This window comes from Paraburkholderia tuberum STM678 (assembly GCF_902833905.1).
Taxonomy (GTDB): Bacteria; Pseudomonadota; Gammaproteobacteria; order Burkholderiales; family Burkholderiaceae; genus Paraburkholderia; species Paraburkholderia tuberum.
The window spans coordinates 71,094-85,693 of sequence record NZ_CADFGP010000009.1 but is presented as its reverse complement, the minus strand read 5'-3'; the positions used below and the strand labels follow the sequence as shown (position 1 = coordinate 85,693).

Below are 14,600 nucleotides of genomic sequence, written 5' to 3'. Positions count from 1 at the left end.
GCGTGATAGGCCTGCTTCGCCAGAAATCATACGTCATCCTACAACGTGAAGTTTCGCCTGGATGTTCCGTATTTACCCTATAGCGTGAATTATGCCGTGAAAACCCCGTTGAGTTACCGGATTTGTTGTTGTACGATGACGTATAAGAAATCTGATTTCCAAAGATTTTCTACTAGTACGACGTCCGTTGTACTGGTTGGAATCAACAACGACCCAATTCGACGCCTGGATACTTTGATCATGACGACACCGCAGGAACTCAAGCAGATCGTTTCGGAAGGCCTCCTGTCCTTCCCCGTCACCGACTTCGACGCTAAAGGCGACTTCCGCGCCGACACCTACGCAGAGCGTCTCGAATGGCTCGCTCCGTACGGCGCATCGGCGCTGTTCGTCGCCGGCGGCACGGGCGAATTCTTCTCGCTGACGCAAGACGACTACACGCAAGTAGTCAAGACCGCGGTCGAGGTCTGCAAGGGCAAGGTACCGATCCTCGCCGGCGCCGGCGGCCCGACCCGCGTGGCGATCGCCTACGCGAAGGAAGCGCAGCGCCTCGGCGCGCACGGCATCCTGCTGATGCCGCACTACCTGACCGAAGCAAGCCAGGACGGTATCGCCGAGCACGCCGAAGAGGTCTGCAAGGCTGTTCCGGGCATGGGCATGATCATCTACAACCGCGCGAACTCGAAGCTCAACGCCGACATGCTCGAACGTCTGGCAGACCGTTGCCCGAACCTGATCGGCTTCAAGGACGGCGTGGGCGAGATCGAAAACATGGTGACGATCCGCCGCCGCCTCGGCGAGCGCTTCTCGTACCTCGGCGGCCTGCCGACCGCGGAAGTCTACGCTGCCGCCTACAAGGCGCTGGGCGTGCCGGTGTACTCGTCGGCGGTATTCAACTTCATTCCGAAGACCGCGATGGACTTCTATCGCGCGATCGCCGCTGACGACCACGCGACGGTCGGCAAGCTGATCGACGAATTCTTCCTGCCGTACCTGAAGATCCGCAACCGCCGTGCCGGCTACGCGGTCAGCATCGTCAAGGCTGGCGCGAAGCTGGTCGGCCACGACGCAGGTCCGGTGCGCGCACCGCTGACCGATCTGACGCCGGAAGAAATGGAGCAGCTCGACGCGCTGATCAAGAAGCTCGGACCGCAGTAAGGCACCGGCGTCAGGGCTTCGAGCGAAGTAGCTCGCGAGCCTCATCGATGAGGGCCGCCTAGACGGCCGCGTGGCGAACGCCCGGCACAGCAACGTCGCCGGGCGTTCGTGTGTTTGCCCGACAGGCAGGTGGTCTGCGGGCCGCCCGGTGTGCAGACTACACCTCGCCCGACAATACAGGAGATGACCCATGGACTTGAGCCGCTCGGCCAGTTCCACCGACGCCGCTGCTAGCGCGGCACGCACCAAGGTCCGCTACGGGATCCTGCTGCTGATCTTTGTGATCACCACCCTCAACTACGCCGACCGCGCGACGCTGTCCGTCACCGGTTCCGCAATGCGCACCGCGTTCAGCCTCGACGCGATCCGCATGGGCTATATCTTTTCCGCATTCAGCTGGGCTTACGTGCTGTCGCAACTGCCGGCCGGCTGGCTGCTCGACCGTTTCGGCGCGCGCCGCGTGTACGCGGCGAGCATCTTCTCGTGGTCGCTATTCACGCTGCTGCAGAGCTCGGTCGGCCTGCTCGGCAGCGCCGGTGCGGCGATTACCGGCCTGTTTGCGCTGCGCTTCGTGATGGGCGCGGCCGAGTCGCCGGCGTTCCCGGCGAACGCGAAGGTCGTCGCGAGCTGGTTCCCGACCAACGAGCGCGGCACCGCGTCGGCGATCTTCAACGCCGCGCAATACTTCGCCGCGGTCGTGTTCACGCCGCTGATGGCGTGGCTCACGCACGCGTTCGGGTGGGAAATGGTCTACGTCGTACTGGGCGTGGCCGGGCTGCTGCTCGCGCTGACGTGGCTGAAGGTCATGAAGAATCCCGCCGACCATCCGCGCGTGTCGCGCGCCGAGCTCGAGTACATCGAGCAAGGCGGCGGCCTCGTCAGCGGTGCGCGCAAGACGCACCCGGACGATGTTTCGAAAGCCGGCGGCTGGACGCTCGTGCGTCAGTTGCTCAGCAACCGCATGCTGCTCGGCGTCTATCTCGCGCAGTACTGCATCAACGTGCTGACCTACTTCTTCCTGACGTGGTTTCCGATCTACCTCGTGCAGGCGCGCGGCATGACGATCCTGCATGCGGGCCTCGTGGCCTCGCTGCCGGCGATCTGCGGCTTTCTCGGCGGGGTGCTCGGCGGCGTGCTGTCGGACGGAATGATCCGCCGCGGCTGTTCGCTGACCGTCGCGCGAAAGGTGCCGATCGTCGGCGGCATGCTGCTGTCGACGTGCATCATCGGCTGCAACTACGTGTCGACCGACTGGGTCGTCGTCGCGCTGATGTCGCTCGCGTTCTTCGGCAAGGGCATCGGCGCGCTCGGCTGGGCGGTCGTCGCCGATACGTCGCCGAAGGAAGCGCTCGGCTTGTCCGGCGGGATCTTCAACATGTTCGGCAACATCGCCGGCATCGTGACGCCGATCGTGATCGGTTATCTCGTCGCGCGCACGGGCTCGTTCAATGGCGCGCTGGTGTTCGTCGGCGCGAACGCGCTGCTGACCGTGATCAGCTATCTGGTGATCGTCAAGGACATCCGGCGGGTCGAGTTGCGCCCGGCGTGAGCCCGTTATAGGCTTGGTTATCGTCGCGGTTATCGTACTTCCGGCCGACCGACCCGGCGCCTCGCGCGATCTATCCGCGCCGAGGCGCCGAACTTCGGGCCTGCGCCGATATGCGTGACATTTGCGCCGGAAACGATCCGGCCTTCTATAATCAGTCGTCAGACAACGATATAATAAAAATGCACGATTCCCAGCGATCTTTCAAACAAGGAGCGTTTTCGATGGCTACACCACTAGCATCCGCGGCACCGCCACGACGCGCTCGCAATCTTGCCGAGTTCGTCGTCAACTACGTCACCGAGCAGATCGCGGCCAACTTGCTGAAGCCGGGCGACAAACTCCCCACCGAATCGCAGCTGATGAGCACACTCAGCGTGAGCCGCACGGTGATTCGCGAGGCGATCTCGCGCCTGCAGGCAGGCAAGGTCATCGAGACGCGGCACGGTATCGGCAGCTTCGTGCTCGAGCCGCAACGCGAAAAGCTCGGCATCGACATGGTGCCCGCCACCACGCTGCGCGACGTGCTGTGCATTCTGGAGCTGCGCATCAGCCTCGAAACCGAATGCGCCGGTCTCGCCGCGCAACGCGCGAAACCGGACGACCTCGCGCGCATGCGCACCGCGCTCGACGCGATCGAGGCCACGCGCCACAACGGGCTCGACAGCGTGCAGGCCGACCTGCAGTTCCACATCTCGGTCGCACGCGCAACCGGCAACCGCTATTTCGTCGACATCCTGTCGCAAATGGGCAGCGCGCTGATTCCGCGCAACCGGCTCGACTCGGCCGGCATCGCGCGCGCCGATCCTGATGCGTATCTGTCGCTCGTGAACCTCGAGCATGAAAGCATCCTCGAGGCGATCAGCCGGCACGACGCCGAAGGCGCACGCGCGGCGATGCGCATGCATCTGTCGAATAGCCGCGAGCGGCTGCGTCGCGCGAATGAAGTGAGCGAAGCGAACAGCTGATTCTCACGAAGCTCGCGGGCGAAAAAAATGGCCGGGAATCTCCCGGCCATTTTTTTATCTTGCGATTGCGTCCGCCCCTCACTTCGATCCGCGCCCGGCCGGCCCGGGCGCGCATCCGTTCAGGACGGCGTCACGCGATTAACCGCGCGTGAGTTCCCCATCGCGACGACGCCACAGTTCGAGCGGATTGCCGTCAGCCAGCGTTTCCGGCAGCAGCTCGGCCGGGAAGTCCTGGTAGCAAACCGGGCGTAGGAAGCGGTCGATCGACGTGGTGCCGACCGAGGTCGCTCGACCATCCGACGTTGCCGGGAACGGGCCGCCGTGGACCATCGCGTGGCACACTTCGACACCGGTCGGGAAGCCGTTGACCAGAATCCGGCCGGCCTTGCGCTCGAGAATCGGCACCAGCTTCTTGGCAGCCGCCACGTCGGCGCTGTCCATCTGCAGCGTCGCGGTCAGCTGGCCCGCGAAGTGTTCGGCGACCTTCAGCATTTCCTGCTCGTCCTTGCAGCGGATGATCGTCGACACCGGGCCGAATACTTCGTCTTCGAGCGCCGGGTTCGCGAGGAACGTCTGCGCGTCGGTCACGAACAGCGCCGCGCAAGCCTGGGTCGGGCCGGTCGCGGCGACGCCGCGTGCCACGACTTCGACGCCCTTCGTCGCGGCCAGCTTGCCTTCGCCGTCCTCATACGCGGCGTGAATGCCCGAGGTCAGCATGGTCTGCGCCGGCTTCGCCGCGAGCGCTTCCGATGCCGTCGCGACGAAGCCCTTCAGCGCGTCGCTGTCGATCGCGATGGCGAGGCCCGGATTGGTGCAGAACTGGCCCGCGCCGAGCACGAGCGAGTCGACGAAACCGCGCGCGATGCCGTCGCCGCGTGCCGCAAGAGCGCTGGGCAGCAGGAACACCGGGTTGATGCTGCTCATTTCCGCGTACACCGGGATCGGCTCCGGACGTGCCGCCGCGACGCGCATCAGCGAAGTGCCGCCCGCGCGCGAACCGGTGAAGCCGACCGCCTTGATGGCCGGGTGCGCAACCAGTGCCTCGCCGACCGAGTTACCCGCGCCGACGATCATCGAGAACACGCCTTCGGGCAGATCCATTTCCTGCGCGACGCGCTGGATCACGCGACCGACCAGCTCCGACGTGCCGAGGTGAGCGCGATGCGCCTTCACGACGACCGGGCAGCCAGCAGCCAGCGCCGCGGCGGTGTCGCCACCCGCTACCGAGAACGCGAGCGGGAAGTTGCTCGCGCCGAACACCGCGACCGGACCGAGCGCGATCTTCTGCATGCGCAGATCCGAGCGCGGCAGCGGCTTGCGCTCCGGCAGCGGCGAATCGAGCGTAGCGTTGAGCCACTGGCCCGCGCGCACGGTCTGCGCGAACAGCTTCAACTGGCCGGTGGTGCGGCCGCGCTCGCCTTCCAGACGCGCCTTCGGCAGTCCCGATTCAGCCTGCGCGCGCTCGATCAGCTCGTCGCCGAGCGCGGTGATGCCGTCAGCGATACGGTCCAGGAACTCGGCGCGCACTGCGAGCGGCAGTTGACGGTAGGCGTCGAACGCCTGTTGCGCGAGCGCGCAGGCCTGCTCGACGTTCTCGACGGTGCCGCTGCCGAACACCGGCTCGGCAATCTCGGAACCCGTGGCAGGATTGAACGCGCGCAGCGGTTTTTCTTCGCCGCGCACGGCTTTGCGACCGATCAGCATTTCGCCGGTAATAGGCATTTTTGACTTTCCTTTAATGAAGGCTAAAGATATAGGTCATCCTACAACATCGCGGGGTCCCTATGCAACCCGAAACGCTTGTCTGACAGGCGCATACGGGTATACTCGCCCATTACAACCGGGCCGTGCGGTGCTAATCTGTAGCCAGTCATACGACGACTTATAACTCGCATTTCGCGGTTTAGCATTGTCGCAGCTTTTCCCGATCCATCGCAGTTCGAGGAGACACCGCATGCCCGCCGTCACGCCTTACGAATCCTTGCCCAACCGCTTCCGGCGCGCGGTGCGCGAGGGAAAAACCCAGATCGGCTGCTGGGCGTCGCTCGCCAGCCCGATCGCCACTGAACTGCTGGGCACGGTCGGCTTCGACTGGATGCTGCTGGACGCCGAACACGCGCCCAACGACGTGCTCACGCTGATCCCGCAGTTGATGGCGCTCAAGGACAGCGGCAGCGCACCGGTCGTCCGACCACCGGCCAACGACAGCGTCGTGATCAAACGTTTTCTCGACAGCGGCTTCTCGAACTTCCTCGTGCCCTTCGTCGACAGCGCCGACGACGCCGCCCGCGCGGTCGCGTCGACACGCTATCCGCCGCAGGGCATTCGCGGCGTATCGGTCGGCCATCGCGGCAATCGCTACGGCACCGTGTCCGACTACTTCGCGATCGCCAACGACAACGTCTGCGTGATCGCGCAGATCGAAAGCCGCAAGGCGGTCCAGAATATCGACGGCATCCTCGCGGTGGACGGCATCGACGCGGTCTTCATCGGTCCGTCCGACCTCGCGGCGTCGTATGGCCACCTCGGCAATGCGAGCCATCCGGACGTGCAGCAGGCGATCGCGCATGTGTTCGCGTGCGCGCAGGCGGCCGGCAAGTCGAGCGGCATTCTCGCGCCGCTGCAGGCCGACGCGGAACGGTATCTGTCGATGGGCGCGCGCGTCGTCGCGGTCTGCGCGGATCTCGGGTTGCTCAAGGGCGCCGCGCAGGCGGCACAGAAACACTTCATGCAGAAACCGGCGGGCGAGGCTTGAACGCGGCCGCCACGACATCTTCGGAGCATTCCATGCAAAAAGCAGGCTTTATCGGACTCGGCATCATGGGCAAGCCCATGGCCGCCAACCTTCTGAAAAACGGCGTGTCGCTCGCCGCCTTTACGCGTAGCGGCGTGCCCGCCGAGCTCACGCAGGCCGGCGCCCTCGCATGCGACAACCCCGCCGCGGTCGCCGCCAACGCGGACGTGATCTTCATCATGGTGCCTGACACGCCGGACGTCGAACGCGTGCTGTTCGGCGAGAACGGCCTCGCGAGCGCGCTGCGCGCCGGCCAGACGGTCGTCGACATGAGCTCGATCTCGCCGATGGCGACCCGCGATTTCGCGGCGCGCGTGCGCGAATCCGGTGCCGATTATCTCGACGCGCCGGTGTCCGGTGGCGAAGTCGGCGCGAAGGCCGGCTCGCTGACCATCATGGTCGGGGGCGAACAGGCCACGTTCGACAGCGTGAAGCCCCTGTTCGACATGATGGGCAAGAACGTCACGCTGATCGGCTCGGTCGGCGCGGGCCAGGTGTGCAAGGTCGCCAACCAGGTGATCGTCGCGGCGACCATCGAGGCGGTCGGCGAAGCGCTGCTGCTCGCGTCGAAGGCGGGTGTCGATGCGGCGCGCGTGCGCGAGGCGCTGATGGGCGGCTTCGCATCGTCGCGCATTCTCGAAGTGCACGGCGAGCGCATGACCAGGCGCACGTTCGATCCGGGCTTCCGCATCGAACTGCACCAGAAGGACCTGAACCTCGCGCTGTCGACCGCGCAGGCGCTCGGCGTGTCGCTGCCGAACACCGCCACCTGCCAGGCGCTGTTCAACGCGTGCGTCGCGCACGGCGGCAAGGCGTGGGACCACTCGGCGATGGTGCGCGCGCTCGAAGTGCTCGCGAATCACGAGATCGGTCAGAAGAGCGCGTGATTTGACGTAGGTTCGAAATAGTTGCGATCGGGTTGTCCGTCGGTCTTCAAGTGACTGATGGCCGGCTCGATTGCACTTTGCATTCTTGGGCATCGTACGTAGTTTGCGCGTGATGCCTTCTCCCCCTTCTCCCTCTTCCGGGCCGTAGAGCCTTTCGCCGCCTAACGCGACCCCTTTATCGTGTTTAGCGATGGACTCCCGGCCCCGTGTCTCCTCGGATTGCCGTCTGCTGCCGTGCGTTAGCCAGTGGCTAGCGCATGACCACGAGCGATATGCAGTCAAAAACTCGCACCTCATCGGATCAATTGGACACAAGAATCATCCATCGCCCATTTCCTGTCCCTGTGGTCGACGTTATTTTGGCGGGGTTCTTGTGGGAGACAACGATGATTTCAACACAACCACAGCCCCTTGACGAAGCCCTGGCGGCGCTACAGGGAACCGCCAGCCAATTTGCCGCCACATGCATCAGAGACGAACGTGTTCGAGCGCAATACCTGCGTGATATTCAAGCCATGAGTGGCAATTTCCAGCAGCGGGTCAGAAGCGGGGGCCTCAGTGTTGCCGAAGCGGCAGAACAAGCTCATGCCATGCGTCAGCAAATCCTCGAATTGACTCGTATGCGCACGAGTCCGACGATCAGGGCATATGTGACGAACCTCAAGAGGACCAGCCCCTCGCTGGCCAGTTTGGCCGAAAAGAACGCGCAGGCACTCTTCAAACGTCCGGTTTCAGCCTTATCCGAGACCGAGCAATCTGCTGTCTGGCTGCGCATCGTCCAAAGTGCCGGCACCGACCGGACTTCGGCCAGTACGCTCGCCCGAAAGCTTGGCACGGTGGGTCGCCGCCTCCTTCTGGTGTCCGTCGCCGTCGGGGTCTATGAAGTCTACAAGGCAGAGAACAAGCCGCGCGAGATTGCCCGCCAAGGCACAATAGCAGCAGCCGGTGCATGGGGTGGATGGGCCGTCAGTACCGGTGCGGTTGCCACCGGCGTGTGTACAGCAACGGCACCTGTCTGCGTGGGCGCGGTGGCGCTCATCGGGGGCATACTTTTCGCCTTCGGCAGTGACATCGTATTCGGTACTGTCTATCAGACGACGATGCGCCGATAAGCTGGCAGTCACTCAAGCACATTAGCAATTCGATGCTCAAGCACGTTCACTGCAGACGCCCATGTTGAAGCCCGATGAAGTCGAACGCCGCCTTCCGGTGTGGGTTGCGCTCTCCGAACTCTTCCTTGATGCGGAATTCGATGAGATTGCCTGCCGGTACGTCGCGGAAAGACTGCGGTGTTCAGGTTTTGGGCTGCAGGAGTTGGAAGACATCCTGCGCGACGAGGTGGCGCCGGCGTTCCTGCCAAATTTCCTCGTGGCCGGCGAATGGAGCGGGTGGAGCCCTGAGGCGGTGCGGGACATCGTCCTGAGTCACCTTGAGAAACAATCCAACCGCCCGCGCCTGCCGGTCATCTTGCGGCGCAGATGGCGACAATGGACGATGGAGCCCGTTGCTAGGGATTGGGAAAAGGTCAAAGCAACGCTGATCTCAGTCTCCGCGAGCTAACTGGGTCAAAGAGCGGACAAGAAGGGCTGTCGATCCGAGCCTGCCAGGAGAACACGCCGATTGCAAACACGACCCGTTTCGAATGCAAGCAACTACAACAATGGGCAGGATTTTGGTCCGGAATTATGGGCTACACGACGGCTTCATTTCTTGACGAATTAAAGAGGCTTCTCAGCGAGTAGTTTGTCGCGATGCTCGCGCCACAACACCAGCATCCAGTCGACCGCCTCAAACCCGCAAATAAAAAAACGGCGCCCACTCATGGGCGCCGCTTCTTTCACCACATCGGCCCACTAAAGCCAACCGCACTTCACATTACTTCGCCGTCACCGCACCGGCCGACGCCCACTTCGGCTCCGGCATCTTTTCCGAACTCCTGGCCATCAGGCAGACCACGACCGCGGCGATCAGATCGAACACCGCCAGCACGACGAACAGCGGGCTATAGCCGATCTGCGTGACGAGCACACCGAACAGCGCGGTGAACGCCGCGGCGCCCAGATATCCAGCCATGCCGCCCATGCCCGTCGCGGTCGCGACCTCGTGCTTGCCGAACATGTCCGAGGTGATCGCGTACAGTGCGCCCGACAACGTCTGGTGCGCGAAGCCGCCGACGCACAGCAGCGCCACCGCCATGTACGGGCTCTCGACGAGACCGACACACGCCGGCCCGATCATGAACAGCGCACCGACCACGAACACCATCTTGCGCGACGTGAACAGCGACACCTTCGCGTACTTGTGGAACAGCGGGCTCAGATAACCGCCGAGCACGCAGCCGATGTCGGCGGCGAGGAACGGCATCCACGCGAACATCGCGACTTCCTTCAGGTTCATGTGACGCTCGGTCATCATGTACAACGGAATCCACGCGTTGAACGTTTGCCAGGCCGGCTCGGACAGAATTCGCGGAATACCGATCGCCCAGAAATCGCGGCTCGCCAGCATCGCGCGCCAGTTGCGCTTCGGCGCGTTGATGTCATCGTGATGCTTCGCTTCCTGGCCGCTCAGAATGTACTCGCGCTCCGCGTTGGCCAGCAGCTTCTGGTTGCGCGGATGCTTGTAGATGGTCATCCACAGCACGCTCCATACGATACCCGCCACGCCGACGATCACGAACGCGAGTTGCCAGCGGCCGTGAAACAGTGCCCACACGACGAGCGGCGGCGCAAGCACCGCGCCAATCGACGAGCCAATGTTGAACCAGCCGATCGCAACCGAACGCTCTTTCGCCGGGAACCACTCGCTGGTCGCCTTCACGCCAGCCGGAATCCCGGCCGATTCGGCGAGACCCAGGATACCGCGGAACACTGCGAGGCTGCGCCAGCCCGTCGCCCATGCCGCCGCCGCGCAAGCCACCGACCACGCCAGCGCGAACACCGCGAAGCCGACCTTGGTGCCGATCGTGTCGAGCACGAAACCGGCGACCGGCTGCATGAACGCATAGCAGAGCTGCCACGCCACGACCACGTGCGAATACTGCTCGGTCGTGATGTTCAGCTCCTTCATCATCGTCGGAGCCGCAACCGACAACGTGTTACGCGCCAGATAGTTGATGATCAGGCCGGCCGCGACCAGCGCGACCATCCACCAGCGAATACCCTTGATCTTCATTGCTGCTACTCCTCGTGATGCATTGCCCGTCAAGCCGAACGGGACTCAAGCCTTGCGCGAATGGTCGATGCCGACGAAGCTACCGCCCTGGTAGCGCTGGCACAGCTCATCGAGCGGATTCGGGCGCGACAGGATGTCTTGCGCGTAGTCCTCGGCGTTCTGCTTCGGCTCGTAGCCAAGACGCGCGGCGCCGCTGTTGTCCCACCAGCTGCGCGTATTGGCCGACACGCCCCAGATGGTCAGGAAGCCGACGTCTTCCGCTTCGATGCAGCGCTCGAGGAAATGCATCAGGTCCTTGTGGCCGAACCAGGTGCTCAGATGGCGCTGCTCGGTCGGACGCTCGAGGCAGCTGCCGATCCGCACGCACACGCTTTCGATGCCGTGCTTGTCCCAGTACATGCGCGCGAGCGCTTCGCCCCACACCTTCGACAGGCCGTAGAAGCCGTCCGGGCGCAGTTCGCAGTCGAGGCTCAGATGCTCGGTAACCGGATACATGCCGATCGCGTGGTTCGAGCTCGCGAACACGATGCGCTTCACGCCGTTGCGGCGCGCGCCTTCGTAGACTTCGACGAGGCCGCGCAGGTTGTTCTCGATGATCTCGGGCAGCGGACGCTCGACGCTCGTGCCGGCGAAATGGATCAGCACGTCCACGCCGTTCAGCAGACGGTCGACCACCGCCGGATCGCGCAGGTCGCCGTTCATCACGTCTTCGCCGTCGACGAGCGGCGTCAGGACTTTGGAGCCCGCGGCCGAGCGCAACGGCACGCCACGCGCGACGAATTCAGCACGTACCACGGAGCCGAGCTGACCGCCGGCGCCACTCAGGGCAATCTTCTTCATAGGGGTTCCTTTTACTGCGCCGCGCGCGAGGTCTTCAGAGAACAGACAGAGGATCTGAGCGGCCGGCGAATCGCGCTGCGCGCGTCGCATAACACACTCAAGTTGTACGATAACGTACTATCAACGATGCACAAGCGGATTTCAACTCCGCATTTACCCTTAAATTATTGCGCGGCAGTTTCGTACCTCTTTAAAAAACAAAGGCATAGGAACATCGCATTCGTGCGACATCGTATAACCTAAGTGAATTTTTGTTCCAGGAGTGGATTTACCCGACGCCAGCGGGCGCGTGGCGTCCGACGCGAGCGGAGTCCGTATGCCGCCCGCGCCCTCAACAGATCACATCGTTACGTTCGCTCAGGCGCCGATGAATTCGAGCAGATCGGCATTGACCTTGTCGGCCTCCACCGTGCACATGCCGTGCTGGCCGCCCGGATAAACCTTCAGCGTTGCGTTCTTGACGATCTCCGCGGTGCGTCGGCCGGCTGCGTCGATCGGCACGATCTGGTCGTCGTCGCCGTGCAGCACCAGGGTCGGCACGTCGATCTTCTTCAGATCTTCGGTGTAGTCGACTTCGGAGAACTGCTCGATGCAGTCATATAGCCCCTTGATCGAACCGGCCATGCCCTGGCGCCAGAATGAATCGATCACGCCCTGCGACACCTTCGCGCCCTCCCGGTTGTAGCCGTAGAACGGCACGGCCAGATCCTTGAAGAACTGCGAGCGATCGTCCGCGACGCCCTTGCGGATGCCGTCGAACACGTCGATCGGCAGGCCGAGCGGATTATCGGCGGTCTTCAGCATCAGCGGCGGCACCGCGCCGATCAGCACAGCCTTCGCGACGCGCCCCGTGCCATGCCGGCCGATGTAATGCGCAACTTCGCCACCGCCTGTCGAATGGCCGACCAGCGTCGCGTCCTGCAGATCGAGATGTTCGATCAGCGCGGCGAGATCGTCGGCGTAGGTGTCCATCTCGTTGCCGTCCCACGGCTGCTCCGAGCGGCCGTGACCGCGCCGGTCGTGCGCGATCACGCGAAAGCCCTTGCTGCCGAGAAACAGCATCTGCGCATCCCACGCATCGGCGGTCAGCGGCCAGCCGTGCGAAAACACGACCGGGCGGCCATGGCCCCAGTCCTTGTAGAAAATCGAGGTACCGTCTTTCGTCCTGATCGTGCTCATCTGCTGACTCCTTGTCGATGAAGTCTGCCGTCGCCGGCAGGTGGATGAAGCGCAAGCTGCTCACGAAGCATGCGCGCGACGCATGACAGAACGCCGTGCGAATGCGGCTATGAGTCATGACTATTGAGAAATTCCGCCGCGAAATAACATCAACGCCAAACGAATGGCGAACGGATAATGCGCAACGAATACTGAAGAGAAAAAGCTGAAACGGCCACGCGGCAGCGTGCATCGTAGAAGTAAAAAAATCGCCTGACCAGCACGCCCACCGACGAAGTCGGTTTGGATGGATCGATTGTCGGCTGGCGACAGACACCGCCTGCGACCTTGCCGCGCAAGGCTGCGCGAAACGCATTGCTGCAGCGCGGTCGATTGACGCAGCTCACGCGACGAGGCACACACGGCCACGTATCAACCGCCAAAAGAAACTTGATATTCAACAACGGCTTGCCTCATCGATAAGCGTATTTCGCATAAAACAAGGCGGTTTTTTGACGCACATCGCATCGCAACACTTTTTGTTTCGATCCCCTACTCTTGCGCCATCTGCCCAGCGCAGTGCGCACCGACATCGGTCGACGCGCGTAAGTCTGCTCACGCGGCCATCACGCACAACAGGATCATGAACTCCGCACTATCGGCATTCGATCTCGCGCGCATTCAGTTCGCGTTCACCGTTTCTTTTCACATCGTTTTCCCCGCGCTCAGCATCGGTCTCGCCAGTTTCATCGCCGTTCTCGAATGGCGTTGGCTGAAAACCGGCAAGGCCTACTACAAAGATCTTTGTCTGTTCTGGTCGAAGATCTTCGCGGTGGCCTTCGGCATGGGCGTCGTCTCCGGCGTCGTGATGAGCTATCAGTTCGGCACCAACTGGTCGGGCTTCTCGAGTTTCGCCGGGCCGATCACCGGTCCGCTGCTGATGTACGAGGTGATGACCGCATTCTTTCTCGAAGCGGGCTTCCTCGGCATCATGCTGTTCGGCTGGCAGCGCGTGAGTCCGCGGGCGCACTTCGGCGCAACGCTGATGGTCGCGATCGGCACGCTGATCTCGACCTTCTGGATTCTCGCGTCCAATAGCTGGATGCAGACGCCGCAGGGCTTCGAGGTCGTCGACGGTCATGTCGTGCCGCTCGACTGGTTCAAGATCATCTTCAATCCGTCGTTCCCCTACCGGCTCGCGCATATGGCGCTCGCGGCGTTCATCGTCGCGGGGCTGGTGGTCGCGGCGGTCGGCGCGTGGCATCTGCTGCGCGGCCGGCGCGATCCCGCCGTCAAGAAGATGTTCTCGATGGCGCTGTGGCTGCTGTTGATCCTCACGCCGATCCAGGCGTTCGTCGGCGATCAGCACGGCCTCAATACGCGCAAGTATCAGCCGGCGAAGATCGCGGCGATCGAAGGCTTGTGGGATACCGAAAAAGGCGGCACCGCGCTGAACCTGTTCGGCATCCCCGACATGAAGGCGGAGACCACGCGCTACGCGGTGTCGGTGCCGCACCTCGGCAGCCTGATCCTCACGCATAGCTGGGACGGCGAAATCCGCGGTCTGAAGGAATTTCCGCCGCAGGACCGGCCGGATTCGACCGTCGTGTTCTGGAGCTTCCGCATCATGGCCGGCCTCGGCGTGCTGATGATCGCGATGTCGATCGCGGCCTGGGTGTTGCGCCGGCGCGGGCGCCTGTTCGAAGCGAAGTGGTTCCAGCGGCTGTGCGTCGCGATGGGGCCGAGCGGCTTCATCACGCTGCTGGCCGGCTGGGTCACCACCGAAGCGGGCCGTCAACCGTGGGTCGTGTACGGCGTGATGCGCACGTCGCAGGCGGTGTCGCCGCTGACCACGCAGCAGGTCGGTCTGTCGCTGATGACGTTCGTGGCCGTCTACTTCCTCGTGTTCGGCACCGGCATCTACTACATGCTGAAGCTGATGCGCTCCGGTCCCGCGCTGCCTGGCGGCAAGGCGAACGACATGTCCCACGGCCTGCCGCGGCCGACGCCCGCGCAGACCGCGCGCCGCCCGCTGTCCGCCGCCGATCAGATGATCGACGCCGTCTAACCTACGC

13 protein-coding genes are annotated in these 14,600 nt (G+C 63.3%); 8 read left to right on the top strand and 5 right to left on the bottom strand.

What is annotated here, in order from left to right; genetic code table 11:
* Positions 1–240 precede the first annotated feature (240 nt).
* The 3 genes from kdgD (at position 241) to HWY30_RS10115 (ending at position 3,672) form a co-directional block, all read left to right on the top strand.
* On the top strand, positions 241–1,158 hold the full coding sequence (kdgD, locus tag HWY30_RS10125) for a 5-dehydro-4-deoxyglucarate dehydratase (RefSeq protein ID WP_090806087.1): 918 nt from the start codon (positions 241–243) through the stop codon (positions 1,156–1,158).
* Positions 1,159–1,348: 190 nt separating this feature from the next.
* Positions 1,349–2,707: an MFS transporter gene (locus HWY30_RS10120; protein ID WP_090806089.1), complete on the top strand. Its 1,359-nt coding sequence runs from the start codon at positions 1,349–1,351 to the stop codon at positions 2,705–2,707.
* A gap of 221 nt (positions 2,708–2,928) precedes the next feature.
* The gene (locus HWY30_RS10115) at positions 2,929–3,672 is read left to right on the top strand and encodes a FadR/GntR family transcriptional regulator (RefSeq protein WP_090806091.1); all 744 of its coding nucleotides are present in this window, start codon (positions 2,929–2,931) and stop codon (positions 3,670–3,672) included.
* A 138-nt stretch (positions 3,673–3,810) separates the two neighbouring features.
* On the opposite strand, the gene HWY30_RS10110 is transcribed toward HWY30_RS10115, so the two are convergent.
* Complete coding sequence (locus tag HWY30_RS10110) at positions 3,811–5,394, bottom strand: aldehyde dehydrogenase (NADP(+)) (RefSeq protein ID WP_090806093.1); 1,584 nt, start codon at positions 5,392–5,394, stop codon at positions 3,811–3,813.
* Positions 5,395–5,626: 232 nt separating this feature from the next.
* Between HWY30_RS10110 and garL the strand changes: the two genes are divergently transcribed.
* From garL to HWY30_RS10090, 4 genes are all read left to right on the top strand, one after another.
* A complete protein-coding gene (gene garL, locus HWY30_RS10105) occupies positions 5,627–6,427 on the top strand; it encodes a 2-dehydro-3-deoxyglucarate aldolase (RefSeq protein ID WP_090806095.1) in 801 nt (266 codons plus the stop codon).
* On the top strand, positions 6,424–7,353 hold the full coding sequence (locus HWY30_RS10100) for a 2-hydroxy-3-oxopropionate reductase (protein ID WP_279613278.1): 930 nt from the start codon (positions 6,424–6,426) through the stop codon (positions 7,351–7,353). Before garL ends, HWY30_RS10100 begins: the two co-directional genes overlap by 4 nt.
* A 257-nt stretch (positions 7,354–7,610) precedes the next feature.
* On the top strand, positions 7,611–8,465 hold the full coding sequence (locus HWY30_RS10095; RefSeq protein ID WP_143037194.1) for a hypothetical protein: 855 nt from the start codon (positions 7,611–7,613) through the stop codon (positions 8,463–8,465).
* A gap of 61 nt (positions 8,466–8,526) precedes the next feature.
* Positions 8,527–8,913 (top strand): DUF7079 family protein, encoded by a 387-nt coding sequence (locus tag HWY30_RS10090; protein WP_090806099.1) that lies wholly within the window; start codon positions 8,527–8,529, stop codon positions 8,911–8,913.
* Positions 8,914–9,228: 315 nt separating this feature from the next.
* Here HWY30_RS10090 and HWY30_RS10085 read toward each other — a convergent pair whose 3' ends face one another.
* The 4 genes from HWY30_RS10085 to HWY30_RS41030 form a co-directional block, all read right to left on the bottom strand.
* A complete protein-coding gene (locus HWY30_RS10085; RefSeq protein ID WP_090806101.1) occupies positions 9,229–10,527 on the bottom strand; it encodes an MFS transporter in 1,299 nt (432 codons plus the stop codon).
* A gap of 45 nt (positions 10,528–10,572) precedes the next feature.
* On the bottom strand, positions 10,573–11,367 hold the full coding sequence (locus tag HWY30_RS10080) for an NAD-dependent epimerase/dehydratase family protein (protein ID WP_090810075.1): 795 nt from the start codon (positions 11,365–11,367) through the stop codon (positions 10,573–10,575).
* Positions 11,368–11,724: 357 nt separating this feature from the next.
* Entirely contained in the window at positions 11,725–12,546 is an 822-nt protein-coding gene (locus HWY30_RS10075) for an alpha/beta fold hydrolase (protein WP_018420811.1), read from the bottom strand.
* A 149-nt stretch (positions 12,547–12,695) separates the two neighbouring features.
* Entirely contained in the window at positions 12,696–12,989 is a 294-nt protein-coding gene (locus tag HWY30_RS41030) for a hypothetical protein (RefSeq protein ID WP_143037195.1), read from the bottom strand.
* A gap of 179 nt (positions 12,990–13,168) precedes the next feature.
* On the opposite strand from HWY30_RS41030, the gene HWY30_RS10070 reads away from it, so the two are divergent.
* Positions 13,169–14,593 carry a cytochrome ubiquinol oxidase subunit I gene (locus tag HWY30_RS10070; protein ID WP_090806103.1) on the top strand — a complete coding sequence of 475 codons (1,425 nt, stop codon included), beginning with the start codon at positions 13,169–13,171 and terminating at the stop codon, positions 14,591–14,593.
* Positions 14,594–14,600 lie beyond the last annotated feature (7 nt).

What these genes read in the sequence shown, in the direction of transcription:
- kdgD (WP_090806087.1), top strand. Translation starts at nt 241, where the DNA reads ATGACGACACCGCAGGAACTCAAGCAGATCGTTTCGGAAGGCCTCCTG.
- HWY30_RS10120 (WP_090806089.1), top strand. Translation starts at nt 1,349, where the DNA reads ATGGACTTGAGCCGCTCGGCCAGTTCCACCGACGCCGCTGCTAGCGCG.
- HWY30_RS10115 (WP_090806091.1), top strand. Translation starts at nt 2,929, where the DNA reads ATGGCTACACCACTAGCATCCGCGGCACCGCCACGACGCGCTCGCAAT.
- HWY30_RS10110 (WP_090806093.1), bottom strand. Translation starts at nt 5,394, where the DNA reads ATGCCTATTACCGGCGAAATGCTGATCGGTCGCAAAGCCGTGCGCGGC.
- garL (WP_090806095.1), top strand. Translation starts at nt 5,627, where the DNA reads ATGCCCGCCGTCACGCCTTACGAATCCTTGCCCAACCGCTTCCGGCGC.
- HWY30_RS10095 (WP_143037194.1), top strand. Translation starts at nt 7,611, where the DNA reads ATGACCACGAGCGATATGCAGTCAAAAACTCGCACCTCATCGGATCAA.
- HWY30_RS10090 (WP_090806099.1), top strand. Translation starts at nt 8,527, where the DNA reads ATGTTGAAGCCCGATGAAGTCGAACGCCGCCTTCCGGTGTGGGTTGCG.
- HWY30_RS10085 (WP_090806101.1), bottom strand. Translation starts at nt 10,527, where the DNA reads ATGAAGATCAAGGGTATTCGCTGGTGGATGGTCGCGCTGGTCGCGGCC.
- HWY30_RS10080 (WP_090810075.1), bottom strand. Translation starts at nt 11,367, where the DNA reads ATGAAGAAGATTGCCCTGAGTGGCGCCGGCGGTCAGCTCGGCTCCGTG.
- HWY30_RS10075 (WP_018420811.1), bottom strand. Translation starts at nt 12,546, where the DNA reads ATGAGCACGATCAGGACGAAAGACGGTACCTCGATTTTCTACAAGGAC.
- HWY30_RS10070 (WP_090806103.1), top strand. Translation starts at nt 13,169, where the DNA reads ATGAACTCCGCACTATCGGCATTCGATCTCGCGCGCATTCAGTTCGCG.